Genomic DNA, 25984 nt, shown 5'->3' on the forward strand with positions numbered 1-25984 from the left:
CCGCGGGAACTGCTCCGGCCACGAGGGGCTCGGGCGCGGCGAGATCCCGCACCCCGATCTTGCCGCATCCGAGCCCTGACGGGCGTCACTTTCCTGCGTGCAGGCGCGCCCCAAACGCGCCGTCTCCCGCCAAAGCGGAATGTTTCAACGTTTTGTATATTGACCAGGGTCAAATTTACATGTTGATGGCGCTGACATCGTTCCTGATGTCCTTGCGCGATCTCCTGGAATGCGCGTCATTTCGGAACCGAGCGAATCCCGGCGCTCGGTCCTGATGAAATTTTCCGGGCGAAATAAAAGGTAAAAAAATGAAAAGAGACACCACCGCCATCATGAAGCAGCTCGGCTGGGTCGTTGCCGGAATCGGATGCATCTTCGCGCTGATCCACTTCGCGCCCATCATCTCGCACGGCGGCTGATCTTGCCGAGGACGCGAGGCGGCTGGTCCTCTTCGCGTCCTCGCCCGCGACATCCCTGCCGCAATCGGCTATGCCTTGCCGGCTTCACTTTTTAGAGGGCAGGAGCAGAGCATGAAACGCGGTGTTATTTCTGTTGCATTCGCTTCCCTTTTCGCCTTTTCGGCCGGCGCTGCGCAGGCCTTTGAGCTCAAAAGCCCGGACCTCGCCGCGCAAAAGCCGATCGCGGAGAAGTTTGTGTACAATTCCTTCGGCTGCAAGGGCGAGAACGTCTCGCCGGCTCTGGAATGGACCGATCCGCCCGCGGGCGCCAAGAGCTTCGCCGTCCTCGTCCATGACCCCGACGCGCCGACCGGCGGCGCCGGCTTCTGGCATTGGCTTCTGGTCGACATTCCCGCCTCGACGCGCAGCCTCCCCGAGGGCGCCGGCTCGGCCGACGGCAAGAAACTGCCCGCCGGCGCGCGGCAGCTCGAAACCGATTTCGGCGAACCCGGCTACGGCGGCCCCTGCCCTCCGCCCGGCCATGGCGTCCATCATTACAACTTCACGGTCTACGCCCTGCCGGTCGAAAAGCTCGACCTTCCCGCCAACGCCAGAACTGCGCTGATCGGCTTCAGCATCAACAAGGCCGCGCTGGCGAAAGCGACCCTGACCGCGACCTACGGCCGCTGAGAGCCCGGATTTAGAGTTGGCGACGGCGTTTTCGGCGCATTTCGGCCTCGCACTGGCCGCGCTCGCTGCTGAGGCGGCGCTCGGCTATCCCCCGGCGCTGTTCGCGCGGATCGGCCATCCCGTCGTCTGGATCGGCGCGGCCATCGAGAAGCTGGAGACGGGCCTCAATCGCGGCCCGCCCCTGCGCCGTCGGCTGTGCGGGGTCGTGACGACGGCGCTGCTGCTTTCGGGAAGCCTCGCTCTCGGCGCGGCGCTACAGGCTGCCCTGCTCGCGCTTCCCTTTGGTTTTGCCGCTCTGGCTCTGGTCTCCTGCAGCCTGCTGGCGCAGCGGAGCCTTTACGCTCACGTGGCGGAAGTGGCGCGAGGCCTCGAGGTTTCGCTCGAAGACGGCCGCGCGGCGGTGTCCAAAATCGTCGGCCGCGACGTTTCGCGGCTCGACGAGGCCGGCGTCTCCCGAGCCGCCATAGAGAGCCTCGCCGAGAATTTCTCGGACGGGATCGTCGCCCCGGTCCTGTGGATGGCGCTGCTCGGCCTGCCTGGCGCATTGGCCTATAAAGCCATCAACACCGCCGACAGCATGATCGGCCATCGCTCGGAACGCTACGTGGATTTCGGTTGGGCCTCGGCGCGGCTGGACGATCTTCTCAACCTCCCCGCTTCGCGGCTTTCGGCCCTGCTTTTGACCTTCGCGGCGGGACGCAGAGCCGGCGAGGCGCTGACGGCCGTGCGGCGCGACGCGCGCAAACACGCTTCGCCCAACGCGGGCTGGCCCGAAGCCGCCATGGCCGGCGCACTCGGCCTGCGGCTCGGAGGCCCCCGCAAATACGGCGAACAGGAAGTGCTCGGCGCGACGCTCGGCGACGGGCGCGCCGCCGCCTGCGCAGACGACATTCACGACGCCCTTGCGCTCTACCGCCGCGCCCTTGCGGGGCTTTGGGCGGCTGCCGCGGTCGGGGCCGCCGCGGGTTGGTGAAATCCCCTCGCATTCCGGCCACGGCGATCCGCTCCGACCCGGTCTTTAACCGCGCCGAACGAAAAGGGAGAAAATCCTGAGATACGCAGGAAAGCAAAGTTAAGAAAAACGATTTGTTAAATGAAATCAGTTCGATATTCCGGGTGATAGCTCGCGGCTGACAACGTCCGCCGCAAACAGGCAGGTAAATATCGATGTCCATGTTCTTCCTTCGCGGCGTCGCCGCCGCGAGAGCGAAATTGCGCGCGTTTGGTTTGGAATCCTCCGGCGGCGTCCTCGTCACCTTCGCTTTGGCGATGATCCCCGTAATGCTGACGCTGGGCGTGGCCCTCGATTACGGGCGCGCCGCCAGGGCGAGATCCGCGCTCCAGGAGGCCGCGGATTCCGCGGCCATCGCGGCCGCCCGTTTGCCGAGCGGCACTCAAACGGCAAGGCAGGCTGCGGCGCAAAACGTGGCGCTCTCCAACCTCGCCATCATGGGTCTTCGCGTCACGCCGACCGTCACGGAAACAGAGTCCGCGGGGAATTATCAGGTCACGATAACGGGCGCGATGCCGACGACCTTCATGCAACTCGTCCGGATCAGCTCGGTGCCTGTCTCGGCGACCTCGACCGCGACCAACAACGGCCCGGGGATCACCTCGACGCAGACCACCACCACGCCGGCCAACGTCTGCATCCTGGCGGTGGGAGCGACACGGCCCCAGGCCTTCCTCGCCAACAGCGGCGCGACCATCAACGCCCCGACCTGCGAGGTGGACGTCGCCTCGACTGCGACTCCCGCCGCCATTCTCAACAGCGGCGCCTCCTTCACGCTGAGCAGCATGTGCATCGCGGGAACCAACATCATCAACAACGGCGCGACTTTCACCAACGGGGCCTCGGTCCTCAAGCTGGGATGCAATAGCGCGCAGGATCCTTTCGCCGCGCAGATGCCGTCGGTCAATGTCGGTCCCTGCACCGTGTCCAATCAGAATTACAGCGGCTCGGTCACTTTGCAGCCGGGCGTCTACTGCGGCGGCTTCAACTTCAACGGTTCGGGAACGATCACGCTTTCGCCGGGTCTCTATATATTCAAGAACGTCTCCTGGAACCTCAACAGCGGCTGGACCATGACAGGCTCAGGCGTCACTTTCTATTTCGCCGACTCGTCATATCTGCAATTCAACGGAACCGCGGGAGTGGTCCTCTCCGCGCCGACGACGGGAACCTACGCCAATATCCTGATGTTCGAGGCTCCGGGATTGGCGACCTCCGCCTTCACGATCAACGGAGCCGCGACCTCGGCGGATTGCCTCACCGGCCTGATCCACCTCCCCAGCCGCGACATCACGTTCAACAGCGGCGCGAACGTCAATTCCGCTTCGATCACAATGGTGACGAATACGTTGATCATGGACGGGGTGACCTGGAACCTGAAGCCGTCCGCCTTCAACCTCCCCTCGGCTTCCTCGACCGTGACGACGACCACGAGCGTCAGTATTCCCTCGCCCTCGCATCTGATCCGCTGAGTCTCATCCACCGGCTTTCCTGGCGGCGCGGCCGGCATCTCGGCTGCGCCGCCGCCTTTTATGGGACAGCCGGTTCGATTTTCCCGCGGCGAGTGCCAAATCGAACCGACGATCGCTCGATACGGCCGACATGGAAATGCCGCTTGCCTCCCGGCGCCAAAACGCGTTTGATCGGCGCAAGCATCGGGACACGCTTAATAATTTCTTCGCGGGTCCTGCTTAAATTTCTTGATTATATAGCTGGTTTGCGTGGGGTCGGGAGCTTCGCCGAGAAGCGCGCTTCCCTGTCAGGAGTGGTAATGTCGGAGTTCGTAGCGCGTGAGCCGGCTCAGCTCTATCCCCATATATTCGGGGCTCATTCCGATTCCACGGCGCTCAAAGACATATTAACTGAATATTTTATCGGCAGCCCCACTCTCAGAAACGTCGAACGCCAATTGGCGCAGCGTCATGATCTGATAGACTCCCTTTTGACGGCGCATAGGGTTCACCGGCACAACTTTGACGAAATGGCGTATCTCTGCAGCACGCTCAGCAGAGGAAGCAGACCCGTCAGGGTCGACTGTTTCTATCGCAACTATGCATTTTTATTGACGGTTTTTTCTCCCTCAAACTTTGCGAGAATGGCGAACGGAGAAGTTCCACTATTCGAACATAGCCATGGCGATCATGTTTACAGAATAGTTCTGGCGCTGGCGCCTTCCGCCAGGCACGAAGGCGAAATCGCACTGCTGTTCAAGCGCGACAACGACCCCCTATATCTCGTCTCGTTCAATATAGTTCCCGGCCATGCCCTCGGCTTACAAGCGGAGAGGGCCATTTTGCTGTCGCGAATGCAGGGCATGAAAGGAATGTTCCCGCAGATCCGGCAGGCGACCAAGGACTTCAAGGAAGTCTCGCCGCAGGCGGCGCTCGTCGCCGCCCTCGACGGCTTCGCTCAATCTCTGGGACTGGAGCACATCGCGGGAGCGTCGGCGACCAATCTCTTTTGCTACCGCGAGGAACGCAGCGAATCCTTGCACCACGGTTACGATCGGTTTTTTGCGTCTCTCGGGGCCCGCGGCCCTGTCGACGGTTTCTTCCATCTCGACGCGCCGATACCCCAGAAACGGCTGAATCTCGTGAAGCAGGGCCATCGGCTCCGCACGAAAGCCAAGCACAAGCTCAAACACGGCATTGCGGAGGCGGTCCGGGCCTCGGTTCAGGCGACCCTGCGCATGGAAGACGCGGCGGCGATGCAGGAAAGAGCGGCGCAGATCATGTTCTTCGATCTGCTGCTTTCCAACGGGCGGCTGGCGGAGGAGCTCGCGTCCAGGGAGCGGCAGGCGGAGGAATTGTCGTTCCAAAAAAGGCTGGCGGACGAGGAATTGTTGCAGAGCCGCAACCGTCTGGCCGAGGAGCAGCGCCGATTTGCCGAATGCAACGGCGACCTTGCGCAAAAGCTTCGCCGCTTCGAGGAAGAAAACCAGAACCTCAGGGCGACCGCAAATCTGCTCGAAGCCGATCTCGACAAGATGCGGGCCAGACCATCGGGTTTTCGAAAAATAATCGCCGACTGCAACATCCCTCTGCTGAAGCATATTGGAGAAAAAGCGGAGATCAATCGACTGATCCAGGCAGGCTTCGACGATGATTTCTACCTGCGACACTATCCGGACGTGAAAGCGGCCGGAGACCTTCCGGCCCGGCACTATGTGCGTCACGGCCGCCGCGAAGGACGGATCGCGCGTTTCAGTCCGCGCGGCCAGAACGCCTGGAGCGCATTCTGCGAGGTTTGACCGGTTGCGGCTCTTTTTGAGCTGAACCGCTCCCGGAAACCCTCCGCTGCTCGCCCCTGCCGGGCAAAGAGCCGACCGGCCGGCTTTCACGCCGCGCTCCCGGCGGCTTGACACCTTCGCTCCGGCGCTACATTGCTTCGGCCAATCCCGCGCGTCTCGCGCTTTTTCTGCAGCTTGCGAACCAGAGACCTTCCGGCGACTGCAATGGATAAAGACCAGGAAATGAACATCCAGCCGACGAAGCCGCCGCTCAAGATCCTGCTTTGCTCGCCCCGCGGCTTTTGCGCGGGCGTGGTGCGCGCCATCGACGCGGTCGAACGGGCTCTCGCCAAATATGGCGCGCCGGTCTTCGTTCGCCACGAAATCGTCCACAACCGCTATGTGGTCGAGGCGCTCAAGGCCAAGGGGGCGGTTTTCGTCGAGGAGCTCGAGGAAATCCCAGATACCGAAGCGCCCGTGATCTTTTCGGCTCATGGCGTGGCGAAGTCCGTGTCCGCCGCCGCCGCCGAGCGCACGCTGCTCGCCATAGACGCGACTTGTCCTCTCGTGACCAAGGTGCACCGCGAGGCGGAAATCCATCACAAGCGCGGCAGGCGGGTCCTGCTCGTCGGCCATGCGGGCCATCCCGAGGTCGTCGGCACGATGGGCCAGCTTCCCGAAGGCGCGGTGGTTCTGGTCGAGTCGGTCGAGGACGTCGCAAAACTCCAACTCGAAGACGAGAGCAACCTCTCCTATGTCACCCAGACGACGCTCTCGCTCGATGATTCGCGTGAGGTGATCGAGGCGCTGACCGCGCGTTTCCCCTCCATCGTCGGCCCGCACAAGGAGGATATCTGCTACGCGACGACCAATCGCCAGGCCGCCGTGCGGCTGGTCGCGCCCAAAGTGGACGCGATGATCGTGGTGGGTTCGCCGAACTCCTCCAATTCGCAGAGGCTGCGCGAGGTCGCGGAACGCTCCGGGGCGCCGGCGCAGCTGGTGCAGGGCCGCAGCGAGATCGACTGGGAGATATTCCACAAGATCGGAGCGCTCGGCATCACCGCGGGGGCTTCGGCGCCGGAGGTGCTGGTGGAGGAGATCATGGACGCCTTCGCCGAGCGCTACGAGATCAGCGTCGAGACGGTCTCCGCAGCCGACGAGAACGTGTCCTTTCCCTTGCCGCGAGAACTCCGGGCGATCGCGTAGAGCATTTTCAGCTCGGGTGGAAACGCCTGACGACCAGGAAGATGCGATAAATCTGGAACCTGGACCGTTTTCCGACCGGATGGCGGGCTAATCGCGCCGGCCTCCCGGCGCGAACCGCGGACGGCGGAGCCGGTTCGTTTACCATGGCCGGCTTCGCCGGCCGCAAAACGGCGGGGGCCATGGCCGTATATACGCAAGTCGACGATGAGGAGCTGAGCGCCTTCCTCGCCACCTATGATTTAGGCGAACTCTTGTCCTGCAAGGGCATAGCCGAAGGAGTCGAGAACTCGAATTTCTACCTCCACGCCGGCGCAGGCAGCTTCATCCTCACGCTTTACGAAAAACGCGTGGCCGAGGCCGACCTGCCCTTCTTTCTGGGGCTCATGGAGCATCTTGCGGCGGCCGGACTCGTTTGTCCCCAGCCGGTGCGCAACCGCGCGGGTTCGGCGCTGGGCCGGCTCGCGGGGCGCCCGGCGGCCATAGTCACTTTTCTCGACGGGCTCGCAGTCAATCATCCGGAAGAAGCCCATTGCGCCGCGCTGGGCGAGAAGCTGGCGCAACTGCATCTCGGCGGGGGCGGTTTTACGCTTCGCCGGCCGAACGCCCTTTCGGTGAGCGGCTGGCGTCCCCTGTTCCAGCCTTATAGCGAAAGGGCGGACGAGGTTGCGCCGGGATTGCGCGCGCTGATTTCGGACGAGCTCGACCGTCTCGAAGAATCATGGCCGAAGAATCTGCCCTCCGGCGTCATCCATGCCGATCTCTTTCCTGACAATGTGCTGTTTCTGGGCGAGCGGGTGTCGGGCCTGATCGATTTCTATTTCGCCTGCAACGACGCTTTCGCCTATGATCTCGCCGTCTGCCTGAACGCGTGGTGTTTCGATTCCTCCTGGACCTACAATCCCGCCAAGGGCCGGGCGATGTTCGAGGCCTATCGGCGCGTGAGGCCGCTCGACCCCACGGAATGGGCCGCCTTTCCGCTGCTCGCGCGCGGCGCCGCCATGCGCTTCCTGCTCACACGCTTCGTCGACGCGCTGAATGTTCCCCCCGGCGCCCTCGTTCGCCCCAAGGACCCGCGCGAATATATCGCCAAGCTCGCCTTTCACCAGAAAGTCGCCGATGCGCGCGACTACGGCTTTACCTCGCCATGACCCGCAGGGTGAGCATCTGGACCGACGGCGCCTGCTCGGGCAATCCGGGACCGGGCGGTTACGGCGCGATACTGCAATTCAATGGGCGCGAAAAGGAGATCAGCGGCGGCGAGGCGCAGACCACCAACAACCGCATGGAACTGATGGCGGCCATCGTCGCGCTGGAAACCCTGACCCGGCCTTGCGCGGTCGATCTGCACACGGATTCGCAATATGTGCGCAATGGCGTCACCCAATGGTTGCGCGCATGGAAGGCCCGCGGCTGGAAGACCGCCGACAACAAGCCGGTAAAGAACGTCGAACTCTGGCGTCGGCTGGAGGACGCGGGAGCGCGTCACGATGTCGCGTGGCACTGGGTCAGGGGCCACGCCGGCGACGAAATGAACGAGCGCGCAGACGCGCTGGCGCGGGCAGGAATGGCTCCTTTCCTGGCGAAATAACGATTTAGACCCATGCGCGAACCCGATTAATGCGCGTAAAACTTTCAGCGCGCGATTAACCGCCGCCAGACGCACATATGTTGTCATCTCCGCGATAAATAAGACAAACTGGGCGAGCAAGTGAGTGAATCTTGCGCTCGCCCAAGCGGGAGTGAAAAATATGGACACAGTCGAACTTCGCGCTCTCCAACGGACTGTGACCGAATTGTTGGACCTCAAGGCGATTTTCCTTTCCCGCTTTGAAGATGCGGTCATCTCGGCGCTTCCCCCGGATATCCGGTCCCTGGTCGAAGCCGCCATCGAACGAGAGGCGGAATCCGAATATAAATCCCGGGTCCTGAGGGCCATTCGGCGACACGCCTTCCCTTCGAGGGTCAGCATTCTGCAGGATAACTCCTGCCACTGGATTCATGAGGTCGTCGACGACGCGGTTAACGCGGCCAAATATGAAGTGATCGAGATCGTAAAAGGAACCAAAGCCGAAAATCGAGCCCCCGCGCACGAAGAGGCGGCGTAAAGCCGCCTCCAAAAACCCGGTCTTCCTTTTCAGGGCCCGCCGCATCGCCGCGAGTTGATGGGTTTTTGTCGCTTTGCCGAATTCGAAACGAGGGCGCCGCGCTACGCCATTCCGGGGTCCGGCCGGGCTTCATGCGCGGGCGCAATTCCCAATCGCTCGTCGAGCATGGGAAGAAGACTTTTAATTCTCGCTGCGTCCTCGGGGCCGAGCAAGATTTCCGCTCTGGAAACGATCCGGCTCACGAGGGCCATGATCTGGCGTTCATCGAGGCCGAGATTCGCCAGCCTTCCCGCGAGAATATTGGTGTCGGCCCGGCCGCGCCCCATGAAGCTCGTCATTCCTTCGATGGCGACGGTGACGCCGCCGTCGCCGTGCGCGGCAGCGGCTTCGATCGCTTCTTGCGCTTTGGGCGTCTTGTCGATGAACTCCGCTACGCGGCCCTGCGGCGCTTCGTTACGCAGGAAGAGCAGAACATGCCCGATCGCGGCCTTCGCGATCGACGGATCGAGGCCGGTGGCGTCCATTACGTCCGTGGTCAGCTTTTCCATGACTTGATTCCACTGCGAGATTGAAACCGGCAAATGTCGCGTCGAGATCGCGTTTCAAGCGGCGCAAGGGAGAATTCGTTCATGAGGGCGCAGCGCCCCCGCAGGACATCAATTTGTGCGCGAGCGACGGATCGTGCGGCGCCGCAAAACAGTTTACGAAAATCGATGCGAGAAAGGACGTCCACCCCAAACGGAGCTGTAATCATGACCGACCTCGAGGCGATTCTCCTGGTCGGCGCGCCAGAGTGTTTTCGAGCGAAGTGGATACCGGTTCGCGTGAAGAAAACACGATTAAACAAAACTCTATCCACCCTGATCGCCTTCACGATAGCGCCGTCGACGATCATCTATCTCATTGCATTCATGGTTCTCGTTCCCGTGCTGGGCGCGCTGCTTTTCGCGGCAGGCGGATTCCTCCTCGACGCCGCGCTATCGATCTGCGATCGAAGACGCGCGCGCCGGTCAGTACAGACCACACTCGACGAAATCGGGGAAACGGAATCCAATTGACGCGTTGCGGGCGCCGAGCGCCGGCGCCTCGGGCAAGAGGACGGATTTTTCACTGGAAGGACTCGCAAAAGCCGCGCTTACGCCGCCTCGTTCGTGCAAGCTGAAGGCAATATTCGAGTCGCGCCCTGAATCGCCTCGTCGCGCACGCAAAAGGGCAAAAAGGACTTGGGCCATGCCGACCGCCAATCAGGCCGCTGCAACAGCGGCCCCCAAAGAGAACAGCCTTCCTCCCATCGTGAGAGATTATCTCGAACATGTGCGCGGGAGACCGGAAATGATTCTCAATCTTCTGCCGGATTATCTCGACAGCCTATGGAAAGAGGCGACAGATTATTCCCGGCGTTACGGGGTCCCCTCCCCCATCAGGCGCGACGAGGTCGAGGCCCTGCGCGTGCTGGTCGCGACCAGGAATTTTTCACGCGGCTTAACTTAAAGGGTCGGGAACCAGCATCGGGCGGCGGGACGCGCTCTATCGCGAGGGCTCCGTCACATGGTTCGGCTTTCCTTTTTGAGGAGTCGACGCCAGATCGTGAAGCTGCTTCTCGTCCATAGACTCGACCATCGACTTAGCGGCTCCTTTCAACTCGCTCTTCTTGCGCTTTCCGCGCTTGGCGGCGAGAGCCGCTCCAGCCGCCATTTGTTGAGCTTTCGATTTCGCGGGCATCGAACTCACGCCTTCGGCTGATTGCGTTCTGTCGAGAAGATCGCGACAGTCCGCTTCAACGCTCAACTGGATAAGCGAAGAAGCCGATCAAGGCCGGATGTTTCAACGGGCGTGAAATTTTAGCGCCGCTCTCACGCCACGAGTTCATGCAGACTGAAACAGCCCGCCATATCCTTCCAGACCCGGCCGGCTTTCCAGCCGGCGAGAGCGGCGATGCGCCTGAATTCCGGGATCGTGTATTTGTACGAGCTTTCGGTATGAATCCTCTCGTCTGCGACGAAATGAAAGCGTCGCCCCGCCGCCATCGCCGTCTGATCTTTCATGCTGACGAGCCGCATCTCGATGCAACCTTTGGCGCAGTCGTAGACAGCCTCATGGCGGAAACCCCGCAGATCGAAGCTTCCATCGAGTTCACGATTGATGCGCGCCAGAAGATTGAGGTTGAAAGCTGCGGTTACGCCTTCGGCGTCGTCATAGGCTCGCGTCAGCAGTTTCGAGTCTTTCTTGAGATCGACGCCGATGATCAGGGCGCCCTGCGGGGAGAGCAAGCGCCTCATCATCGCAAGGAGCGCCGCCGCCTGGGCCGGCGTGAAATTGCCTATCGTCGAACCGGGAAAGAAGCCGAGCTTGACGGCGCGAGTAATTTCCTCCGGGAGGAGCGCGGGGCGGGTGAAATCCGCAACGATGGGACTGACCCGCAATTGCGGAAATCTGCTCTCCAATCTCGTCTTCGCCTGCCGAAGCGCGTCGCGTGAAATATCTATCGGTATGTAAAGCGAGAGCGCGCGCAGCCGCTCGATCAGGATCTCGGTCTTGCGGCACGAGCCAGAACCGAATTCCACCAGCGCCGCTACGGAATCATGCCCGCTCGAAATTTCCTCCGCGCGGTCCGTCAATATCTCGAATTCGCATCTCGTCGGATAATATTCCGGAAGCGCCGTGATCTCCTCGAACAGTTCGCTTCCGCGCGCATCGTAAAGGAAGCGGCAGGGAAGGCTTTTACGCGCTTTGGACAATCCTCGGACGACGCAGGCGGCAAAATCGGAAACTTCTTCTTCCCGCCGCCGGGCGGGTTGAGCCGAGCCGATCATCACGACGCATCCGACGCGAGGCGCAGGCCGGAGAACTGCCAGCGCTGATGAGGATAGAAGTAGTTCCGGTAACTGGCCCGGACATGGCCGCTCGGCGTTGCGCAGGAGCCGCCGCGAAGCACATGCTGGCCCACCATAAATTTGCCGTTGTATTCCCCGAGCGGCCCGGCGGGCGGGCGATAGCCCGGATAGGGAAGGTAGGCGCTTCCGGTCCACTCCCAGACATCGCCGAACATCTGCTTCATTCCGGCTCCGGCGCCGGCCGGAAGCGGCCGCAGGGCGTCGCTGCCGAGATCATTGGCTTCGCGGCCGGCCGTTTGCGCCGCGGCCTCCCATTCGAACTCGGTGGGAAGGCGACTACCCGCCCATTGCGCGAAGGCCTGCGCTTCGAAATAGCTGACATGTGCGACCGGAGCCGCCGGATCGACCGGCTGGAGCCCTTCCAGCGTCATGCAGAACCACTGGCCGTCGCAATGCTCCCAATAGAGCGGCGCGCGCCATCGTTCGCGGTTCGCCAGCGCCCAACCGTCGGAAAGCCACAGAGACGGCGCGTCATAGCCGCCATCCTCCATGAACTGCAGCCACTCGAGGTTGACGACTGGCCTGTCGGCGAGACGAAAGGGCGCCAGCAAGGCCTCGTGACCCGGCCTTTCATTGTCCCAGCAGAAGCCCTCGCCATCCATGCCCATGCGGCGAACGCCGCCTTCGAATGCGATCCATTTTTGCGCCCGAGGCTCCGGCCCCGGGTTGTGGGATCGCGGCGAGCGATAGCATGGCCGCAGAGGATTGGCGGCGAAAAGCGCGAGTATGTCGGTCAGCATCAGCTCCTGATGCTGCTGCTCGTGATTGGCGCCGGTTTCGATCAAGCCATAGGATTCGGGCGCGTAGGCGAGACCGCCGTCGAAAAATTCCTCGAGCGCGAGGTCGACATGCCTACGGTAGGCCAGAACGCGATCGAGCGAGGGGCGTGTCAGAATTTCACGCTTGGGCCTCGGATGGCGAGCGCCAAGAGACTCGTAGTAGGAGTTGAAGCAATAGTTGAAACGCGCGTCGAAGGGCGCATAGGACTCAATATAGCGCTCCAGCACGAACTTTTCGAAAAACCAGCTCGTATGCGCAAGATGCCATTTGGTCGGGCTCGCATCCTCCATCGCCTGCACGGCCATGTCCTCAGGTCCGAGCTCTGACGCCAGCCTCATCGAAAGATTCCGGGTTTCGCGCAGCCTGGAGCAAAGGCCCTGAGCCCAATCGCAATCCGTTCCGGCAAGAGTGAAGCTTATCATTCGTCATCCCGGTCGATCGTTGTTCCACAAGGCGAAAAACCAATAACGCGCAGTCTCGGCTTCGAGGCCGTTGCAACTGGGTAACTCACGAGGCGCCGGTTTCGATCCCGCGATTTTTTCAGCAGATGCGCCACGCAGAGTCGCGATCCCGTCGCGGGCGCTACATTGATGATGGAAGCGCAAGCAGGAGAGACGGATCATGATTCGATTGGAACGACTCGTGAAACATTACGAGGGCGCTACCGTCATCGACGATTTATCTGCGTCGTTCGAAGAGTCGCGGACAACCGTTCTGATCGGGCCGTCGGGCAGCGGAAAGTCCACCCTGCTGTCCCTGATCATGGGAATCGAGCAGGCGGACCAAGGCCGCATTTGGCTCGACGGCGAGCTCCTGACCGCCGCAACGGCCATGAATGCGAGGCGCAAGATCGGCTATGTGATCCAGGACGGCGGTCTGTTTCCTCATCTTTCCGCGCGCGGCAATGTCGAGCTCATGGCCAGGGAATGCGGCTGGGGCGAGCAGGCTCGCAAGGCGCGGCTCGATGAATTATGCGAACTCACCCGCCTGCCTCGCGAGAGCCTGGACAAGTCTCCGCTGGAGCTTTCGGGCGGCCAGCGCCAGCGGGTTTCCCTCATGCGCGCCCTCATGCTGAACCCGAAGATATTGCTTATGGACGAGCCGTTCGGGGCGCTCGACCCCATGATCCGCTACGAACTCCAGGACGAACTCGAAGGAATTTTCCGCGACCTCGCGAAGACCGTCGTGCTGGTCACGCATGACATCGCCGAAGCCGCCTTTTTCGCCGACCGGATAATTCTTCTCGTCGACGGCCGGATCGCGCAGCAAGGTTCCTTCATCGATCTTCAACAGCGTCCAGAAGCGCCGATCGTCACCCGCTTCCTTCAGGCACAATTGTCGCGTCTCGAAGCGATAGGCGCCCGCGCCGAAGGGATGCTCCGACGATGAGGCCGGCGCGGAACCCGCGGCTCGTCATGGCTGTGCTGGCGTTCCTTGCGCCTTTCGTCGCGCTCGGCGCGACTGGCCGCGAGGAGATGCGCATCGGTTCGAAGAAGTTCACCGAGTCCGTCATTCTCGCAGACATCGCGGGCGAACTCGCCCGATCGACCGGCGCTGCAGTTGCGCAGCGGCAGGAACTCGGCGGGACGCGAATGTTGTGGGACGCACTGAAGGCCGGGGAGATCGACCTCTATCCGGAATATTCGGGGACCCTGGAATATGAGATTCTTGCGGGAGAATCCGGCGAGAGCGACCGGGATCTCGATCGCGCGCTCGCTCTGCTGGGCTTGAAAAAAAGCCCGCCTCTCGGCTTCGGAGACGCCTATGTCCTCGGCATGAGGCGAGAGGCCGCGCAACGCCTTGCGATCCATCGGATTTCCGATCTCGCCCGGCATTCCTCGCTGCGCTTCGGCTTGAGCGACGAATTCCTGCGGCGGCGCGACGGCTGGCCGGCGCTCTCGGCGGCCTACGGGCTCGAGGGTGAGACGGCGCGCGGATTCGATCACGATATCGCCTACAAGGCCCTGCTCGACGGGTCGATAGACGTCGTCGATCTCTACGCCACCGACCCCGAAGCGGCCGATCCGCGCATAACCGTGCTGGAGGACGATCTGGCCCGGCTACGAGAGAACCAGGCCGTTCTGCTGTATCGCGTGGAACTCGAGCGCAATGCGCCGGCCGCGCTTTCTTCAATTCTGAGAATGGCCGGGACCATAGACGCCGCGGCCATGATCGCGATGAACAAATCGGTGAAGTTCGAGAAGCGCGCCGAAAGCGAGGTTGCAGCGCGCTTCGTCGCGGCCCGTTTCGGCCTGCCCTTCGTGAATCGCGAGGAAGGCCTGTGGCATAGAGTGCTTCGGCGCGGCGCCGAACATCTGCGCCTGACCGCCGTCTCTCTCGCGGCTGCGATCGCCGTCGGCCTTCCGCTCGGCGTAAGCGCCGCATTCTATCCGGGGCTCGGGCGTGTCGCTCTGGCGATGACGGCGATACTGCAAACCATACCTTCGCTGGCGCTACTCGTATTCATGATACCGCTGCTCGGCGTCGGGGCCGCCCCGGCGATCGCCGCCCTGTTCCTCTACAGCCTGCTGCCGATCGTGAGAAACACCGCGACCGGCGTCGCCAACATACCCAGGCCGCTGCGCAATTCCGCCATCGCGCTGGGTCTCTCTCCGGCAAGGCGCCTGCTTCTCGTCGAACTTCCGCTCGCTTCGCCTTCGATCCTCGCCGGGATCAAGACCGCCGCCGTCCTCAATATCGGCACGGCCACCCTCGGGGCGCTGATCGGCGCAGGGGGATTTGGGCAACCCATCTTCAGCGGCGTACGCCTCGACGACTTCGGCATGATCCTGGAAGGAGCCGTCCCCGCCGCCCTGCTCGCCCTCGCCGTCGAGGCCTTTTTCGACTTCGTGGAGCGACGACTCTTTCCCCGTGGATTGCGGCGACCCCTATGATTGCAGGTCGAGCTCGGGATAATGCCTGAATATGCCCTCCGTGCTGAAAGGCAGGCGACGCTCGCTTTCGAGATAGGCGCGAATCCTCGATCTCGCCGCGACCTTGCGCGCAAGCGCGTCGACGCGCGGCGTTCCGGCGCTCGCTGCTCTCATTGCCTTTGGAAAGGCGTAGCGAAGCCCTTCGAACGCCTGGAACAGAGACAGATCGGCGTAGGTTAGATTGTCTCCCGCGAGCCAGCCATTGCGTCCGACTGAGAGAATCCGCTCGAACCAGTTCAGGAACCTGGGAATGCGCTGGCTGCGGAAAGCCTTGGCCCGCTTCCTGGCTTCAGCCTGCTGCTCCTCGTAGTAGAGATGGGCGCCGAGCGGATGATGCGCGTCATGCGCCTCCGAAACGAGATCTGCGATGGTGAGCTGCAGCTGATGCACCCAGAGCTTTTCGCTCTCGTCGCGCGGTGCGAGGCCATGGCGTTCTCCCAGATGCCATAGAATGGCCGCGGTCTGGCCGATCACCAGATCGCCATCGGCGAGAAAGGGCGGCGCGAAAGGAGGATGGCGAATTCCGGTCTGCTCCAGGAACGCCTCCAGCTCGGCTTCGCCATCGGCCTCGCGCGCCACGTCGACATATTCCGCGCCGGCCTCCTCCAGCGCCAGCCTGACAAATTCTCCCCTGCCCTGGATCCCCGGCCAGTAATACAGTCGATAGGCCATCGCACATTCTCCTCACGCTGTCAGAAAACGGCGCATTCGGAACCGTTCTCAATGGGCGGCGGTCATGAGTTCAAGGAGATGGCCGTCAGGGCTGCGAAAATACACCCCGCGTCCGCCGTTCCAGTCGTTGAGCTTTCCGTCGGCTTCGCTCCAGGGAGCGCTGCCGAAGGCGAGACGCGCCGCCTTCACGCGCGCCAGTATAGCGTCGAATTCGGCGTCGCCGACGTGAAATGCGTAATGGTTGGGGCTGAAGGAGTTCTCTTCGGCGAACAGCAAAGTCAGCGCCTCGTTTATCCTCACGGACGCAAAATGGCCGTCGTCATACTCGGCCCGCAATCCAAATATCTTCGCGAACCACTCCGCCGCCGCCGCCTTGTCATGCGCGGGCGCTATTGTGTGATTGAGGACTATGGTCATCATGCGGCTCCCGGCGCGCGGCGAAGTCCTGCGCTATCATCTGGAGAAGATCGCCCGGGGAGCACGAGCCTCGCGGACTCCGCCGACTTCTATTTTTTATCGCTCTTGCGCCTGCCTGCGCTAGTTGATGTCGAGCGTCACAGATCGCATCCGCTGCAAAGGTCGACAGGCTTTTGCGCCAAGAATGCGCTCCGTTCTGCTCCGGCGCGACGTGTCGTTCGAACGACCTGCATTCGGGCGTAGGAGCGCTAGTCCGGTCACAGGCGTCACAGGCAAATGGCGAGGTCCTTCAGCAATGAAAATCGCGCAGATTCCGCCGCTCATGGAGAGCGTTCCCCCGATGCTGTATGGAGGAACGGAGCGGATAGTCTCGTATCTCACGGAAGAGTTGATCAATCAGGGGCATGAGGTGACCTTGTTCGCGAGCGGCGACTCGTACACTTCGGCGGAACTCGTTCCTTGCTGCGCGAGGGCCTTGAGACTTTCAAACGTGAAAGATCCGCTGCCCTACAGTCTTCTGCAGCTCGACCTTGTGTTCAGAAGAGCGCATGAGTTCGACGTTCTTCACTTCCATAATGATTGCCTGCATTTTCCCTTGATGCGGAACTTCGCGCATAAGAGCGTGACCACGCTTCACGGACGTCTCGATCTGCCCGATCTCGCGCCCCTGTTCAAGCAGTTCAACAAGATGCCGGTCGTGTCGATTTCGTCGGATCAACGGCGGCCTCTCGCCGCAAACTGGGTGGCCACGGTCTATCACGGGCTTCCGCGCAATCTCTATTCGATCAAAAATCAGGACGAGGGCGACTATCTTGCTTTTCTCGGGAGGATCTGCCCCGACAAAGGCATAGTGCGCGCCATAGAGATCGCGCGCCGCACGGGTCAAAGGCTCAAGATCGCCGCCAAGGTAGACAAGGTCGATCAATGCTATTTCGACGAGACGGTGTCGCCGCTTCTGGCTGCGCCCAATGTGGAATTCATCGGCGAGATCGGCGAAAACGAAAAAGAGGCGTTTCTGAATGGCGCCAAAGCGCTCATATTCCCGATCGAATGGCCCGAACCCTTCGGTCTCGTCATGATCGAAGCCATGGCCTGCGGCACGCCGGTGATCGCCTTCCCGCACGGGTCGGTGAGAGAGGTGATCGACGACGGCGTCAGCGGCTTTATCGTCGAAAGCGTCGACGAGGCGGCGGCCGCCGTGGCGAAGGTGGACAATCTCGACCGCCGTCTCGTGCGCAAGACCTTCGAGCATAAATTCACGTCGGAACTCATGGCGCGCAATTATATCAAGGTCTACGAACGCCTGCTCAAAAGGCCTAACTCATCCCTTGGCAAGGCCAAGCCGGCGCCCAATCTAAGCCTGATCGAACCGTTCGACCGCTATAGGCAGCCCTCGCGCCCCGGCGCGGAATAGCCGGCGCAGCTCTGCCCTGTTCGGCGGCGCGGCCTTGTTCAAAAAGGCGGATGTCCGATGAATGAGCCCTCGGCCAAACATCTGGGCGTCAAACCGGCGCCCGACGCCCTCCCGGTGCAGTTCTACATCGCTGCGACGGCGTCGCTTCTGGAGCGGAGAACGCGCGTCCTCAAGCACGGGGACACCTTCGGCGTTTTCGACCGTTACGGAGACATCATACCCGGCGAAAGCAGCCCGGAAGGCCTCTACCACAACGACACGCGCTACCTCTCCAGCCTCACGATCCTGGTCAATGGCCAGCGCCCGCTGTTCTTGAGCTCCAAGGTCGAGGACAATAACGCTGCGCTCAGCGTCGATCTCACCAACCCCGACATCATAGACAATGATCTTCTGGTCCTGCAGCGCGACATGGTGCATATCGTCAGGTCGAAGTTCCTGTGGGGCGGCGCCTGTTTCGAGCGTCTGGGGCTCAGGAATTACGACGCGACCAATCCCAGAATAGACCTCGAGATTCTCTTCGGCGCCGATTTCTCCGATATTTTTGAAGTGCGCGGGAACAGTCGTCCGCGCCGCGGCCACAAGGAGTTCGCCGCCGAAAGCGATCGCATCGTCATCTCCTATCACGGGCTCGACGGCGTGGTCAGGAGAACGACGGCGATCTTCGATCCCGCTCCAGTGAAATTGACCAACGGCAGCGCGCTGTATCAACTCGACCTCGCCAAAGGCGGCCGCGACTCGGTGTTTTTCTCGATCAATTGCGCCGAGGGAAAAGAGCATCCCCGCGAAGCTGCGCGCAGTTTTTTCTTCAACATGAAGCGCGCGAGGCGCGAACTCAGGTCGCTCGCCGCCGGAGCGGCGGAGATCGAAACCTCGAACCAGGTCTTCAACGAGGTTCTGCGTCAATCGGCGGCCGATCTCTTCATGCTGGTCACGCATACGCAACACGGGCCGTTTCCTTACGCGGGCGTTCCCTGGTTCAGCACCATCTTCGGGCGCGACGCGCTCATAACGGCGATGCAGATTCTGTGGATCGACCCCTCGATCGCCAGGGGGGTTCTCAAATATCTCGCCGCAACGCAGGCGACCTCGGTGAGGCCGGAGGCGGAAGCCGAGCCGGGCAAGATCGTGCACGAAATCAGGCGCGGAGAAATGGCGCGGCTGGGAGAGGTTCCTTTCGCACGCTACTACGGCTCCGTCGACGGCACGGCCTTGTTCGTCATTCTGGCCGGTCTTTACTTCGAGCGCACCGGCGACCTCAAGACGATCGCCGATTTATGGCCTCGCGTGGAGGACGCGCTCAGATGGATCGACAAATATGGCGATCGCGACGGCGACGGATTCGTCGAATATTTCCGGCAGGATGAAAGCGGGCTGGTCAATCAGGGGTGGAAGGATTCGTCCGACTCCATCTTCCACGCCGACGGTTCGCTCGCGCATGGGCCGATCGCGCTTTGCGAGGTACAGGGCTATGTGTATGCGGCGAAGCGCCATGCGGCGAGGCTGGCGGCCGTAATCGGCTTCACCGCGCAATCGGCTCGTCTGATGCGGGAGGCGGAGGAGCTCAAGGCGCGATTCGACGAAAGCTTCTGGTCGGATGCGCTCGGATTCTACGCCATAGCTCTCGACGGCGAAAAGAGGCGCTGCGAAGTTCGCTCGTCCAATGCGGGGCATCTGCTGTTCTCCGGCATCGCTTCGGACGCGCGCGGCAAAAGAGTCGGCGAGCAGCTCTTGAGCAGACCGTTCTTTTCCGGCTGGGGCGTCAGAACGATAGCTGCGGGGGAATCCCGTTACAATCCCATGTCCTACCACAACGGTTCGATCTGGCCTCACGACAACGCGATGATCGGCCTCGGTCTTGCCCGCTATGGACTGAAGCAGGAGCTCCAGCAGCTTTTCACCGCGCAGTTCGACGCCGCATGCTACATGGATCTGCGTCGCCTTCCCGAGCTTTTCTGCGGCTTCCAGCGCACGAGGGGAAAAGCGCCGACACTTTATCCCGTCGCCTGCGCGCCGCAGGCATGGTCTTCGGCGGCGCCCTTTGCATTCATCCAGGCGAGCCTCGGCGTCGAGATCGATTACGCGGCCGAGTGCATTCGCTTCCGCAAGCCCAAGCTTCCGGCCTTTCTGGATCAGCTCGCCATCCGCTCCCTCGCGGTCGGGGATGCGAGACTGGACATATTGCTCAGACGGTATGACGGCGAAGTATCGGTAAGCGTCACGAAGGCCACCGGACCGGCTCGGGTGGAAGTCAGGTTGTGACCGCCGGCGTTCTTGACCCGGGAAGAGCGAGGCCTAGCTAGAAAAATTCGAAGAAGGCGGAGCTGCGCAGCCGTTGCAACGGAATCGAAGCCATGAAGGAACACACTCATCGTGACGACACGGTATTTATCCAGCTTGCCGCAGTGGCCTGCGCGATCCTTTTTGCTGTGTTCATGTTCTTCAAATTCGTGGATTGGCTCGGCCCCTACTCCGGCGGCCTCAGCTCGCCGGAAGTCGGCAAGGACGTGCTGCCGCTAAAATAGACTCCCGCACGATGAAAACAGGTTTACAATGCCATCTGTAAAGGGGTGGGTGGCGGAGAGGCGACCACGATGAACACCGACGCTTTCAATCTCGAGCGAAACCCCTACTGGGCCCTGCTGCTGCACGCTCAGGCGCTGAACGCCAAGCTGCTCCAGTTCTCGGCGGACAATTTCCTGGCGAGCGTGAATTTCTTCAGCGATCTCGCCCGGGCTTCGACTTCACCGTCGAGCATCCCGGAGGTCGTCGTCAACAAGACGCGCGACCAGTTCGAGACCTTGACCGAACAGATCGAGGAACTATCCGAAGCGGCCCAGGGCGGCCCACCCGGCGAGGATGAGGTGGTTCCCAATCTGGGAGACTGAGTTTCCGCCCGCATGACCACAAAGCCGGCCCGGTTCGACGCAGCGGACGACCCGCGCGCGGCGACGGCCTCCGAAACGCGCGTATTCGGATGTGACGCAATCGTTCGGTCGAATGCGTTCCCGTCGTGCGAGCCTGCCGACTTTTGCGGAATGCGCTCTAAATCCTGTGACGGCAGGGCGCTGTTTTCTTCCTGCTTCCTTATATTCGAGCCTCAAATCCAAACGGAGCTCTCGCTATGAACAAAGGTCGGGAGAATGCCGCGACGAAGCTGCATCAAACGCGGAACGATCTGCCGTCGAACTCCAAAGCCACGGTCATCGAGCTACTCAACGCCCGGCTGGCCGAGGCGATAGACCTCGCCTTGATCACCAAGCAGGCTCACTGGAATTTGCGCGGCAGGGAATTCATCGCGATCCATGAGATGATCGACGGGTTCCGCAGCCAGATCGACGAGCATGTCGATACGATAGCCGAACGCGTCGTGCAGCTCGGCGGCGTCGCGCTCGGAACGCCGCAATCGGTCGCAAAGGCGACGACGCTCAAACCCTACCCGCTCGATATATCGACGATCGAGGATCATCTCCAGGCGCTCGCCGAACGCTATGGACAGGTCGCCAATTCCGTGCGCGCAGGGATCGAGACCTCGGACGAAGCCGGAGACGACGACACCTCCGACATACTCGTCGGCTTCTCGCGGGTTCTCGACAAGGATCTGTGGTTCCTGGAAGCCCATATCGTTCCTTGACGCAAGGGCCGCGCGGGCGCGCTCGCGCTGCTCCTGAAGCTTTCCGTCAATGGGCCATGGGCTCGTAGCGGGAGGGGGGTAAAGCGCAGGACCGATCAGGGACGATCCCGGGGCGATCGGCTTCGCCCTGGGAACGCACGCGCCGGAACAGGCCGGCTACCCAAATGAAACAGGGGATTCGTCGTCGAGGAAACTCAAGCGAAAGGCTCGTCGAACAGCATGAAGCGGATTGCTTTCAACGCGGCGCCTTCCGTGGCTGAGAACAAGCCTATGCCTATAAGGCCTATCGCCGCGCTGATGATGGTGGGGGCCGCTGCGAACTGGCCGAAGTTTTTTGGCCAACCGGGGTAATCGAAGGGATTGTTCATTTTTTGCTCTCCTTCAAAGCGCATTTTGCAAAGCCAGGCAGGTCTTCGTGAGCAGAATGCGCTTCACTCGTCTTATCTTGCGCTTTCTTGTCGCTAGAACGTTTTATCTTTCCGGAAAGCGCTCCAGCGACTGCCGGATATCGCCGTTGAGGAGATTCGATTTAGTAAGCGCTTTGATTTCAGACAGTCGGGGGAAGTACGCACGCCATGCAGCAGCGCAGGCGTCTTTCCGGCAAAGAGCCGAGCAGAGCTGTTTGGCGCCACTTCGGCGAACGCCGGATTCAAACTGGATGCAGCCTCTTGTCCGCGTCTGAAATCAACGCATTTCTGAGGGCACGCAAAACCTGGGAGAGACGAGATGCATAAGCTCATCGAGCGAGTTGCAGAGCTGACGTCCACGGACCTTGCAGTGGCGCGACGCGCCGTCGGGTCCGTGCTGCTGTTCCTGCGCGATCAGGCGCCCCAAAGCCGGATCGGGAAATTGATCGACGACTCCTCCGCCGCGCATGAAGCGGTCATGTCCGCTCTGGCCGCTTCCGACGGCGGGCTGACCACCTTCATGGCGGCTTCGCACAGCTTCCAGGGCGAAGGCCGCCTGGATACGCTCGCCCTCGAAGGCAAGTTGAAGAACCTCGGCCTGAGCAGGAGCCAGATCGACGAGTTGATGACCGAGGTCTTCTCCCACGCCGACGCGCTGATCGGCGACGAGGGCCTCGAAAGTCTGAAGCGCCGCCATCCCGACATGGAACGATCCCTCCGCTATTCGAGCAGCATAATCGAATAGCAGGGCTCTCGGCGCCTCTTCAGAGCGAAGCGCCGACATACTGGTATTCGAGCCCTTCCGGGGCTCGAGCCTTTCCGAGGCAAGCCCCGCGAAGCCTTGGCCGTCATTGCTCAGGTCAAGAAATATTGTTCTACAGCAATAGTTTATGCGCAGCGGCGCCTTTTTGTCGCCAAAATAGACCCGCACAAACAGACTTAAGCTGGCCGGAAGGAGCCGCGTTTGAAACGCTCCCTCGGCCGCGGGAGGCACGACGTGCGCTGTGAGCGCATCGTGGCGAAAGCTGGCGGGCATTTGCATCGCAGTGCGCTCGCGGGATGCGCTCCAGCGACATTCCGGCCGAAGACATAATTGGCGAAGCGGCGCCGAGCGAAGGCCTGCGCCACACCTCCTTAAGGAAACGAGAATGCTGCGATCAATAGGTCTTGCAGGAGTGATAGCGTTTGTACTGGCCTCATCGCCGGCGAGCGCCCTCGATGTCGTCAACAATGATCCGGGCGGACAGATTGCGAGCTACACGCACAGGCTCGCCGTGGCTGAAGCGCGCGGGGAGCCGATCCGGATCGGGGCGGTGGAGTGCGATTCCTCTTGCACTCTGTTCCTGGCCGCGCGCCGGGCTTGCGTTTCGCCGCAGGCCGTCTTTGGATTCCATGCTCCCTGGGTCGGCGCGCCGAACGCGGGAGTGGTCAGCCCGGAACTGACCGATCTGTTCGCGAGATCCTACAAGCCGGCGCTGCGCCGCCTGTTTATCGCCCATGTGATGTCCTCGGGCGGCAGGGTTCCCGGTCCGCTGATGAAGCTCTCGGGCATGCAGCTCGCGAGCATGGGCTATCGCTTGTGCGGCGAGGGCGAAACACGGACGATAACCGCCAACAGGAGCCGACCGGCGCGTTACGCCTCGCGGCGGATCAACCCGGCCGCGCTCGCCGAGAGCCCGCAATATCCCTTCGGCCCCTGGTGGGGCTACTGAGCCCGAGGCCTTCGCTTCGCTCGCGCATCTGTAATGCGCGGGCGAAAGCGTCGCCGAGGCTCTCCGATCCAGCCGGAAGTTCAAGCCGCAGGCGCCGCTATCGGGACTCGCCCGCCAGCGCGAGAGGCTGTCTGAACTTGACGATCTGCTTGACCTCGGCGCGGTCCGTGACCTCCAGGCTGCCGATCATGCCCGCCTGGTCGTCGAAGAAAATTTCGACCGGCTTCGGGATGAGGTGGTCGAGGCCTTCGAGAGCCACCTCCAGCACATCGTCCTTCTCATCGTAAGCCAATCCGAAAAGAGGCCGCCAGCCCGTCTGCGCCTGAGCGCCGATCGACAAGGACATGACGTCGATTTCGGCTTGCGCTCCTTGAAGCGCCCGCGTGAGATTTTGGAAAAACGCGCCCCATTCGGCTTTGTCGAGCTTTCTGAGCGTCACGGCGCTTCCCTCCGATCGGACGAGACCGCTCGCCCAAATGGAAAACCCGCGTTTTCTCGCGACGTTCCCTGCCGTGGACATGGGAACGGCGAGCCCCGCAAACGAATTGATAATCGACAGAAGCCTGTCGCGGCGTTTTATCCGTCAGGGCGCGGGATGCAGAGAGCCATCGAATTCAAAGGGGACTTCGACGTCGTCGCCAAGGAGAGCCTTCGCCCTGGCGGCTGGTATCTGGGCTTCGCCTGCAGCGCCTGCCGCCGGCATTTCGCGATTTTGGACGAGCCGACGAACTCCGGCGCGATCAGCCTCGGCGGAAGCGCGGCCTTCCATGTTCAATGCCCGAATTGCGGTTGCGCCAATGATTTCGGCGTTGCGGATCTGGTGATTTTCGAGTCGGCCCAGGGCGGTTCGATCTCCACCTCGTGAATTTCGTCGCCGCCTCTACTGGTTTTGCTCGACGTTCTGCCGGCCTTCCTCGATCGCGTTGGTCACCAAGGCGTAGAGTGCGAGATCCTCATGGATCAAATCGGCGACGGCGCTTATCTTCTTGAGCGTCTCGGCGAGTTCCCTGACCTGTCCGAACGCCGAAATCTCGCAATCGCCGAGCAGATCGACTCCCGCGATTTCGCTCAGCAAATCCTTGAAGAGCCCGAAATGTTCGCGCGTCCCCACAAGGTCGAGCGTGGCGAGATTGTCGAGCGCGGTCGCAATATGCATTTCGCGCGGCGGCTCGCCGAAATCGCAGGCGAGCGTCCTTGTCACCGGACTCAAAAGGGCGTCGCGCTGCCGCTCGGGAAGATCGCCGAAGGCCGCTCTCAACTGCCTGGGATTATCCAGCGAGAGATCCCGCACGAAATCGAGAAGCTGCTCCCCTTGGGGAAAATATTGCTGGATGACCGACTCTTTCCTGGTTTTGACGGCGAGGCTCAGCAGAAGCAGCCTTTCCGCCAAATCCTCGTGAGGCTCGCGCAGCAACGCGGCGCGAATGAAATTCTTCTGCGTGAGGAAATAATCATATCTGTGGCCCAGCTTGCCCGCCGCAAACATGGATTCGCTGGTCGGATTGGTCAGCAGCGAAATGATCGTCTCGAGACCGTAACGCTCGCAGCTTCGATAGGCGAGAGCAAATCTCTTCTCTATCGCTTCATAAATATGCTGCTGTGGTATGACCGCCGCGTCGAACAGGTAGAATCTCTTCTCGATCTTGTCTTCGCTCGTAAACCGCCTGTAAATCGGAAGGCCTCTCCCGGCTTCCAATATCGTGACGTCGGCGAGCTCGGGCAAATCGGCCACATGCTCGACATTCAGGTTGAAACCGACCCGATCCGTCGCGCTCATGCCGACGTCCCGGATGTCCGGGCGCACGACATTGGCGTCGAACCGGGTTTCGGCGCGGCCGGGGATCTGGACGATGAAAGACGGCGTCGCGGAGGGGTTGTCGAGGACAACCCACCCGGAAATCGAATCGCCTGTGTCCGCGTCAACGAAGAATTTCATTTGCCGAGCCCTGACCGCCGCGGCGGCGGAGAGGCGCCGGCGCGCCCGCTCGAACCGAATGGCTCGAAAGATCGCGCCGCGCCACGGAATTGAAGCGCATTCTCATCGCAAGAGCGTGTCGGCCCTCGCCCAAGCGCTCTAAATGCCTTGCCTCGCGCTTTCATACAAGCCCCGGGAACTCGCGCGGCGCAACGGAAACCCCGCGATTTTCAGCGGCCCGGAGGAACGAACGACAGCGGCCAGGGCCGCTCGGCCGTCCGGCGCCGCCAGAGCTTAAAATTGTCACACGCCTGCGTTCATATTCCCCCGTTCCAATTTTGGACCGGAGGAATCGCTCATGAGTTGCGAATGGATAAAATTGACCTCCCAGGACACCGGCAAAGCCGTATTCGTGAATCTCGTGAACACCAGCGCGATAGAATCCCACAAGAAGGGCGCGCTGATATGGCTGGTGTCCGGCGACAAGGACGTGACGCTTTACGTCACCGAGACGCCGGACGAAATTCTGGAACGCGCCGGCGCAATCGCCCGCAGACAGGAAGCCTGAA

Annotated in this window: 30 protein-coding genes; 21 read left to right on the forward strand and 9 right to left on the reverse strand. The window is 61.6% G+C overall.

The features are described from left to right. Positions 1-530: 530 nt before the first annotated feature. The 8 genes from H2LOC_RS09840 to H2LOC_RS09875 all read left to right on the forward strand — a co-directional run bounded on the left by H2LOC_RS09840 (position 531) and on the right by H2LOC_RS09875 (position 8640). Positions 531-1088, forward strand: a complete 558-nt coding sequence (locus H2LOC_RS09840) for a YbhB/YbcL family Raf kinase inhibitor-like protein (protein ID WP_136496243.1) — start codon at positions 531-533, stop codon at positions 1086-1088. A gap of 16 nt (positions 1089-1104) precedes the next feature. Further along, the gene (cbiB, locus tag H2LOC_RS09845; protein ID WP_136496244.1) at positions 1105-2061 is read left to right on the forward strand and encodes an adenosylcobinamide-phosphate synthase CbiB; all 957 of its coding nucleotides are present in this window, start codon (positions 1105-1107) and stop codon (positions 2059-2061) included. Between the two features lie 194 nt (positions 2062-2255). After that, on the forward strand, positions 2256-3572 hold the full coding sequence (locus H2LOC_RS09850; protein WP_136496245.1) for a TadE/TadG family type IV pilus assembly protein: 1317 nt from the start codon (positions 2256-2258) through the stop codon (positions 3570-3572). Positions 3573-3715: 143 nt separating this feature from the next. Further along, the gene (locus tag H2LOC_RS09855; RefSeq protein ID WP_154331615.1) at positions 3716-5350 is read left to right on the forward strand and encodes a DUF535 family protein; all 1635 of its coding nucleotides are present in this window, start codon (positions 3716-3718) and stop codon (positions 5348-5350) included. A 222-nt stretch (positions 5351-5572) separates the two neighbouring features. After that, entirely contained in the window at positions 5573-6535 is a 963-nt protein-coding gene (ispH, locus tag H2LOC_RS09860) for a 4-hydroxy-3-methylbut-2-enyl diphosphate reductase (RefSeq protein WP_136497060.1), read from the forward strand. 179 nt (positions 6536-6714) lie between these two features. Beyond that, positions 6715-7683: a homoserine kinase gene (gene thrB, locus H2LOC_RS09865; protein WP_136496247.1), complete on the forward strand. Its 969-nt coding sequence runs from the start codon at positions 6715-6717 to the stop codon at positions 7681-7683. Continuing rightward, the gene (gene rnhA, locus H2LOC_RS09870) at positions 7680-8123 is read left to right on the forward strand and encodes a ribonuclease HI (RefSeq protein WP_136496248.1); all 444 of its coding nucleotides are present in this window, start codon (positions 7680-7682) and stop codon (positions 8121-8123) included. The genes thrB and rnhA overlap by 4 nt, the downstream gene beginning before the upstream one ends. Positions 8124-8283: 160 nt before the next feature. Further along, positions 8284-8640, forward strand: a complete 357-nt coding sequence (locus H2LOC_RS09875) for a hypothetical protein (protein ID WP_136496249.1) — start codon at positions 8284-8286, stop codon at positions 8638-8640. Positions 8641-8741: 101 nt separating this feature from the next. Here H2LOC_RS09875 and H2LOC_RS09880 read toward each other — a convergent pair whose 3' ends face one another. Beyond that, positions 8742-9188: a hypothetical protein gene (locus H2LOC_RS09880; RefSeq protein ID WP_136496250.1), complete on the reverse strand. Its 447-nt coding sequence runs from the start codon at positions 9186-9188 to the stop codon at positions 8742-8744. A gap of 204 nt (positions 9189-9392) precedes the next feature. Between H2LOC_RS09880 and H2LOC_RS09885 the strand changes: the two genes are divergently transcribed. Continuing rightward, a complete protein-coding gene (locus tag H2LOC_RS09885; protein ID WP_136496251.1) occupies positions 9393-9698 on the forward strand; it encodes a hypothetical protein in 306 nt (101 codons plus the stop codon). A gap of 172 nt (positions 9699-9870) precedes the next feature. Further along, positions 9871-10131 (forward strand): hypothetical protein, encoded by a 261-nt coding sequence (locus H2LOC_RS09890; protein ID WP_136496252.1) that lies wholly within the window; start codon positions 9871-9873, stop codon positions 10129-10131. A gap of 36 nt (positions 10132-10167) precedes the next feature. Here H2LOC_RS09890 and H2LOC_RS09895 read toward each other — a convergent pair whose 3' ends face one another. From H2LOC_RS09895 to egtB, 3 genes are all read right to left on the reverse strand, one after another. Beyond that, on the reverse strand, positions 10168-10362 hold the full coding sequence (locus H2LOC_RS09895) for a DUF3008 family protein (protein WP_136496253.1): 195 nt from the start codon (positions 10360-10362) through the stop codon (positions 10168-10170). 131 nt (positions 10363-10493) lie between these two features. Then, positions 10494-11453, reverse strand: coding sequence for an L-histidine N(alpha)-methyltransferase (gene egtD / locus H2LOC_RS09900; protein WP_136496254.1), 960 nt, complete (start codon positions 11451-11453; stop codon positions 10494-10496). Further along, positions 11453-12736, reverse strand: coding sequence for an ergothioneine biosynthesis protein EgtB (egtB, locus tag H2LOC_RS09905; protein WP_136496255.1), 1284 nt, complete (start codon positions 12734-12736; stop codon positions 11453-11455). Before egtB ends, egtD begins: the two co-directional genes overlap by 1 nt. A 199-nt stretch (positions 12737-12935) precedes the next feature. On the opposite strand from egtB, the gene H2LOC_RS09910 reads away from it, so the two are divergent. Continuing rightward, positions 12936-13703, forward strand: a complete 768-nt coding sequence (locus tag H2LOC_RS09910; RefSeq protein WP_136496256.1) for an ATP-binding cassette domain-containing protein — start codon at positions 12936-12938, stop codon at positions 13701-13703. Further along, the gene (locus H2LOC_RS09915; protein ID WP_246207102.1) at positions 13700-15208 is read left to right on the forward strand and encodes a glycine betaine ABC transporter substrate-binding protein; all 1509 of its coding nucleotides are present in this window, start codon (positions 13700-13702) and stop codon (positions 15206-15208) included. The genes H2LOC_RS09910 and H2LOC_RS09915 overlap by 4 nt, the downstream gene beginning before the upstream one ends. Here H2LOC_RS09915 and H2LOC_RS09920 read toward each other — a convergent pair. Together H2LOC_RS09920 and H2LOC_RS09925 are read right to left on the reverse strand one after the other, a co-directional pair. Then, positions 15203-15919, reverse strand: coding sequence for a glutathione S-transferase (locus tag H2LOC_RS09920; protein ID WP_136496257.1), 717 nt, complete (start codon positions 15917-15919; stop codon positions 15203-15205). The genes H2LOC_RS09915 and H2LOC_RS09920 overlap by 6 nt on opposite strands. Before the next feature lie 48 nt (positions 15920-15967). Further along, a complete protein-coding gene (locus tag H2LOC_RS09925) occupies positions 15968-16339 on the reverse strand; it encodes a VOC family protein (RefSeq protein WP_246207104.1) in 372 nt (123 codons plus the stop codon). Between the two features lie 292 nt (positions 16340-16631). Between H2LOC_RS09925 and H2LOC_RS09930 the strand changes: the two genes are divergently transcribed. The 5 genes from H2LOC_RS09930 (at position 16632) to dps (ending at position 21381) form a co-directional block, all read left to right on the forward strand. After that, positions 16632-17750: a glycosyltransferase family 4 protein gene (locus H2LOC_RS09930; protein ID WP_136496258.1), complete on the forward strand. Its 1119-nt coding sequence runs from the start codon at positions 16632-16634 to the stop codon at positions 17748-17750. 57 nt (positions 17751-17807) lie between these two features. Beyond that, positions 17808-20009 carry an amylo-alpha-1,6-glucosidase gene (locus H2LOC_RS09935; RefSeq protein WP_136496259.1) on the forward strand — a complete coding sequence of 734 codons (2202 nt, stop codon included), beginning with the start codon at positions 17808-17810 and terminating at the stop codon, positions 20007-20009. Between the two features lie 92 nt (positions 20010-20101). Then, the gene (locus tag H2LOC_RS09940; protein ID WP_154331617.1) at positions 20102-20272 is read left to right on the forward strand and encodes a hypothetical protein; all 171 of its coding nucleotides are present in this window, start codon (positions 20102-20104) and stop codon (positions 20270-20272) included. A gap of 69 nt (positions 20273-20341) precedes the next feature. Next, the gene (locus H2LOC_RS09945; RefSeq protein ID WP_136496260.1) at positions 20342-20635 is read left to right on the forward strand and encodes a phasin family protein; all 294 of its coding nucleotides are present in this window, start codon (positions 20342-20344) and stop codon (positions 20633-20635) included. A gap of 236 nt (positions 20636-20871) precedes the next feature. After that, positions 20872-21381 (forward strand): DNA starvation/stationary phase protection protein Dps, encoded by a 510-nt coding sequence (gene dps / locus H2LOC_RS09950; protein ID WP_136496261.1) that lies wholly within the window; start codon positions 20872-20874, stop codon positions 21379-21381. Positions 21382-21575: 194 nt separating this feature from the next. On the opposite strand, the gene H2LOC_RS09955 is transcribed toward dps, so the two are convergent. Beyond that, the gene (locus tag H2LOC_RS09955) at positions 21576-21749 is read right to left on the reverse strand and encodes a hypothetical protein (protein ID WP_154331618.1); all 174 of its coding nucleotides are present in this window, start codon (positions 21747-21749) and stop codon (positions 21576-21578) included. Between the two features lie 358 nt (positions 21750-22107). On the opposite strand from H2LOC_RS09955, the gene H2LOC_RS09960 reads away from it, so the two are divergent. Both H2LOC_RS09960 and H2LOC_RS09965 read left to right on the forward strand, forming a co-directional pair. Then, positions 22108-22533 carry a hypothetical protein gene (locus tag H2LOC_RS09960; protein ID WP_136496262.1) on the forward strand — a complete coding sequence of 142 codons (426 nt, stop codon included), beginning with the start codon at positions 22108-22110 and terminating at the stop codon, positions 22531-22533. Positions 22534-22936: 403 nt separating this feature from the next. Then, positions 22937-23500 carry a hypothetical protein gene (locus tag H2LOC_RS09965; RefSeq protein WP_202620563.1) on the forward strand — a complete coding sequence of 188 codons (564 nt, stop codon included), beginning with the start codon at positions 22937-22939 and terminating at the stop codon, positions 23498-23500. 97 nt (positions 23501-23597) lie between these two features. On the opposite strand, the gene H2LOC_RS09970 is transcribed toward H2LOC_RS09965, so the two are convergent. Then, positions 23598-23939 carry a DUF5335 family protein gene (locus H2LOC_RS09970; RefSeq protein ID WP_136496263.1) on the reverse strand — a complete coding sequence of 114 codons (342 nt, stop codon included), beginning with the start codon at positions 23937-23939 and terminating at the stop codon, positions 23598-23600. Between the two features lie 156 nt (positions 23940-24095). Here H2LOC_RS09970 and H2LOC_RS09975 point away from each other — a divergent pair, with 156 nt between their 5' ends. After that, complete coding sequence (locus H2LOC_RS09975) at positions 24096-24365, forward strand: hypothetical protein (RefSeq protein WP_136496264.1); 270 nt, start codon at positions 24096-24098, stop codon at positions 24363-24365. A 15-nt stretch (positions 24366-24380) separates the two neighbouring features. On the opposite strand, the gene H2LOC_RS09980 is transcribed toward H2LOC_RS09975, so the two are convergent. Further along, positions 24381-25436: a hypothetical protein gene (locus H2LOC_RS09980; RefSeq protein ID WP_136496265.1), complete on the reverse strand. Its 1056-nt coding sequence runs from the start codon at positions 25434-25436 to the stop codon at positions 24381-24383. A gap of 337 nt (positions 25437-25773) precedes the next feature. On the opposite strand from H2LOC_RS09980, the gene H2LOC_RS09985 reads away from it, so the two are divergent. Continuing rightward, positions 25774-25983, forward strand: a complete 210-nt coding sequence (locus H2LOC_RS09985) for a hypothetical protein (RefSeq protein ID WP_136496266.1) — start codon at positions 25774-25776, stop codon at positions 25981-25983. The last annotated feature ends 1 nt before the right edge of the window (position 25984 follow it).

Origin of the sequence: Methylocystis heyeri (assembly GCF_004802635.2) — a bacterium.
Classification (GTDB): domain Bacteria; phylum Pseudomonadota; class Alphaproteobacteria; order Rhizobiales; family Beijerinckiaceae; genus Methylocystis; species Methylocystis heyeri.

Bases quoted from the DNA above. Each gene is read 5' to 3' on its own strand.
- H2LOC_RS09975 (WP_136496264.1), top strand. From the start codon at position 24,096: ATGCAGAGAGCCATCGAATTCAAAGGGGACTTCGACGTCGTCGCCAAG.
- H2LOC_RS09915 (WP_246207102.1), top strand. From the start codon at position 13,700: ATGAGGCCGGCGCGGAACCCGCGGCTCGTCATGGCTGTGCTGGCGTTC.
- egtB (WP_136496255.1), bottom strand. From the start codon at position 12,736: ATGATAAGCTTCACTCTTGCCGGAACGGATTGCGATTGGGCTCAGGGC.
- ispH (WP_136497060.1), top strand. From the start codon at position 5,573: ATGAACATCCAGCCGACGAAGCCGCCGCTCAAGATCCTGCTTTGCTCG.
- H2LOC_RS09960 (WP_136496262.1), top strand. From the start codon at position 22,108: ATGCATAAGCTCATCGAGCGAGTTGCAGAGCTGACGTCCACGGACCTT.
- H2LOC_RS09840 (WP_136496243.1), top strand. From the start codon at position 531: ATGAAACGCGGTGTTATTTCTGTTGCATTCGCTTCCCTTTTCGCCTTT.
- H2LOC_RS09880 (WP_136496250.1), bottom strand. From the start codon at position 9,188: ATGGAAAAGCTGACCACGGACGTAATGGACGCCACCGGCCTCGATCCG.
- H2LOC_RS09850 (WP_136496245.1), top strand. From the start codon at position 2,256: ATGTCCATGTTCTTCCTTCGCGGCGTCGCCGCCGCGAGAGCGAAATTG.
- H2LOC_RS09895 (WP_136496253.1), bottom strand. From the start codon at position 10,362: ATGCCCGCGAAATCGAAAGCTCAACAAATGGCGGCTGGAGCGGCTCTC.
- egtD (WP_136496254.1), bottom strand. From the start codon at position 11,453: ATGATCGGCTCGGCTCAACCCGCCCGGCGGCGGGAAGAAGAAGTTTCC.
- rnhA (WP_136496248.1), top strand. From the start codon at position 7,680: ATGACCCGCAGGGTGAGCATCTGGACCGACGGCGCCTGCTCGGGCAAT.
- H2LOC_RS09955 (WP_154331618.1), bottom strand. From the start codon at position 21,749: ATGAACAATCCCTTCGATTACCCCGGTTGGCCAAAAAACTTCGGCCAG.
- H2LOC_RS09920 (WP_136496257.1), bottom strand. From the start codon at position 15,919: ATGGCCTATCGACTGTATTACTGGCCGGGGATCCAGGGCAGGGGAGAA.
- H2LOC_RS09875 (WP_136496249.1), top strand. From the start codon at position 8,284: ATGGACACAGTCGAACTTCGCGCTCTCCAACGGACTGTGACCGAATTG.
- H2LOC_RS09965 (WP_202620563.1), top strand. From the start codon at position 22,937: ATGCTGCGATCAATAGGTCTTGCAGGAGTGATAGCGTTTGTACTGGCC.
- H2LOC_RS09940 (WP_154331617.1), top strand. From the start codon at position 20,102: ATGAAGGAACACACTCATCGTGACGACACGGTATTTATCCAGCTTGCC.
- H2LOC_RS09980 (WP_136496265.1), bottom strand. From the start codon at position 25,436: ATGAAATTCTTCGTTGACGCGGACACAGGCGATTCGATTTCCGGGTGG.
- H2LOC_RS09945 (WP_136496260.1), top strand. From the start codon at position 20,342: ATGAACACCGACGCTTTCAATCTCGAGCGAAACCCCTACTGGGCCCTG.
- H2LOC_RS09930 (WP_136496258.1), top strand. From the start codon at position 16,632: ATGAAAATCGCGCAGATTCCGCCGCTCATGGAGAGCGTTCCCCCGATG.
- H2LOC_RS09985 (WP_136496266.1), top strand. From the start codon at position 25,774: ATGAGTTGCGAATGGATAAAATTGACCTCCCAGGACACCGGCAAAGCC.
- dps (WP_136496261.1), top strand. From the start codon at position 20,872: ATGAACAAAGGTCGGGAGAATGCCGCGACGAAGCTGCATCAAACGCGG.
- thrB (WP_136496247.1), top strand. From the start codon at position 6,715: ATGGCCGTATATACGCAAGTCGACGATGAGGAGCTGAGCGCCTTCCTC.
- H2LOC_RS09925 (WP_246207104.1), bottom strand. From the start codon at position 16,339: ATGATGACCATAGTCCTCAATCACACAATAGCGCCCGCGCATGACAAG.
- H2LOC_RS09890 (WP_136496252.1), top strand. From the start codon at position 9,871: ATGCCGACCGCCAATCAGGCCGCTGCAACAGCGGCCCCCAAAGAGAAC.
- H2LOC_RS09935 (WP_136496259.1), top strand. From the start codon at position 17,808: ATGAATGAGCCCTCGGCCAAACATCTGGGCGTCAAACCGGCGCCCGAC.
- H2LOC_RS09910 (WP_136496256.1), top strand. From the start codon at position 12,936: ATGATTCGATTGGAACGACTCGTGAAACATTACGAGGGCGCTACCGTC.
- H2LOC_RS09885 (WP_136496251.1), top strand. From the start codon at position 9,393: ATGACCGACCTCGAGGCGATTCTCCTGGTCGGCGCGCCAGAGTGTTTT.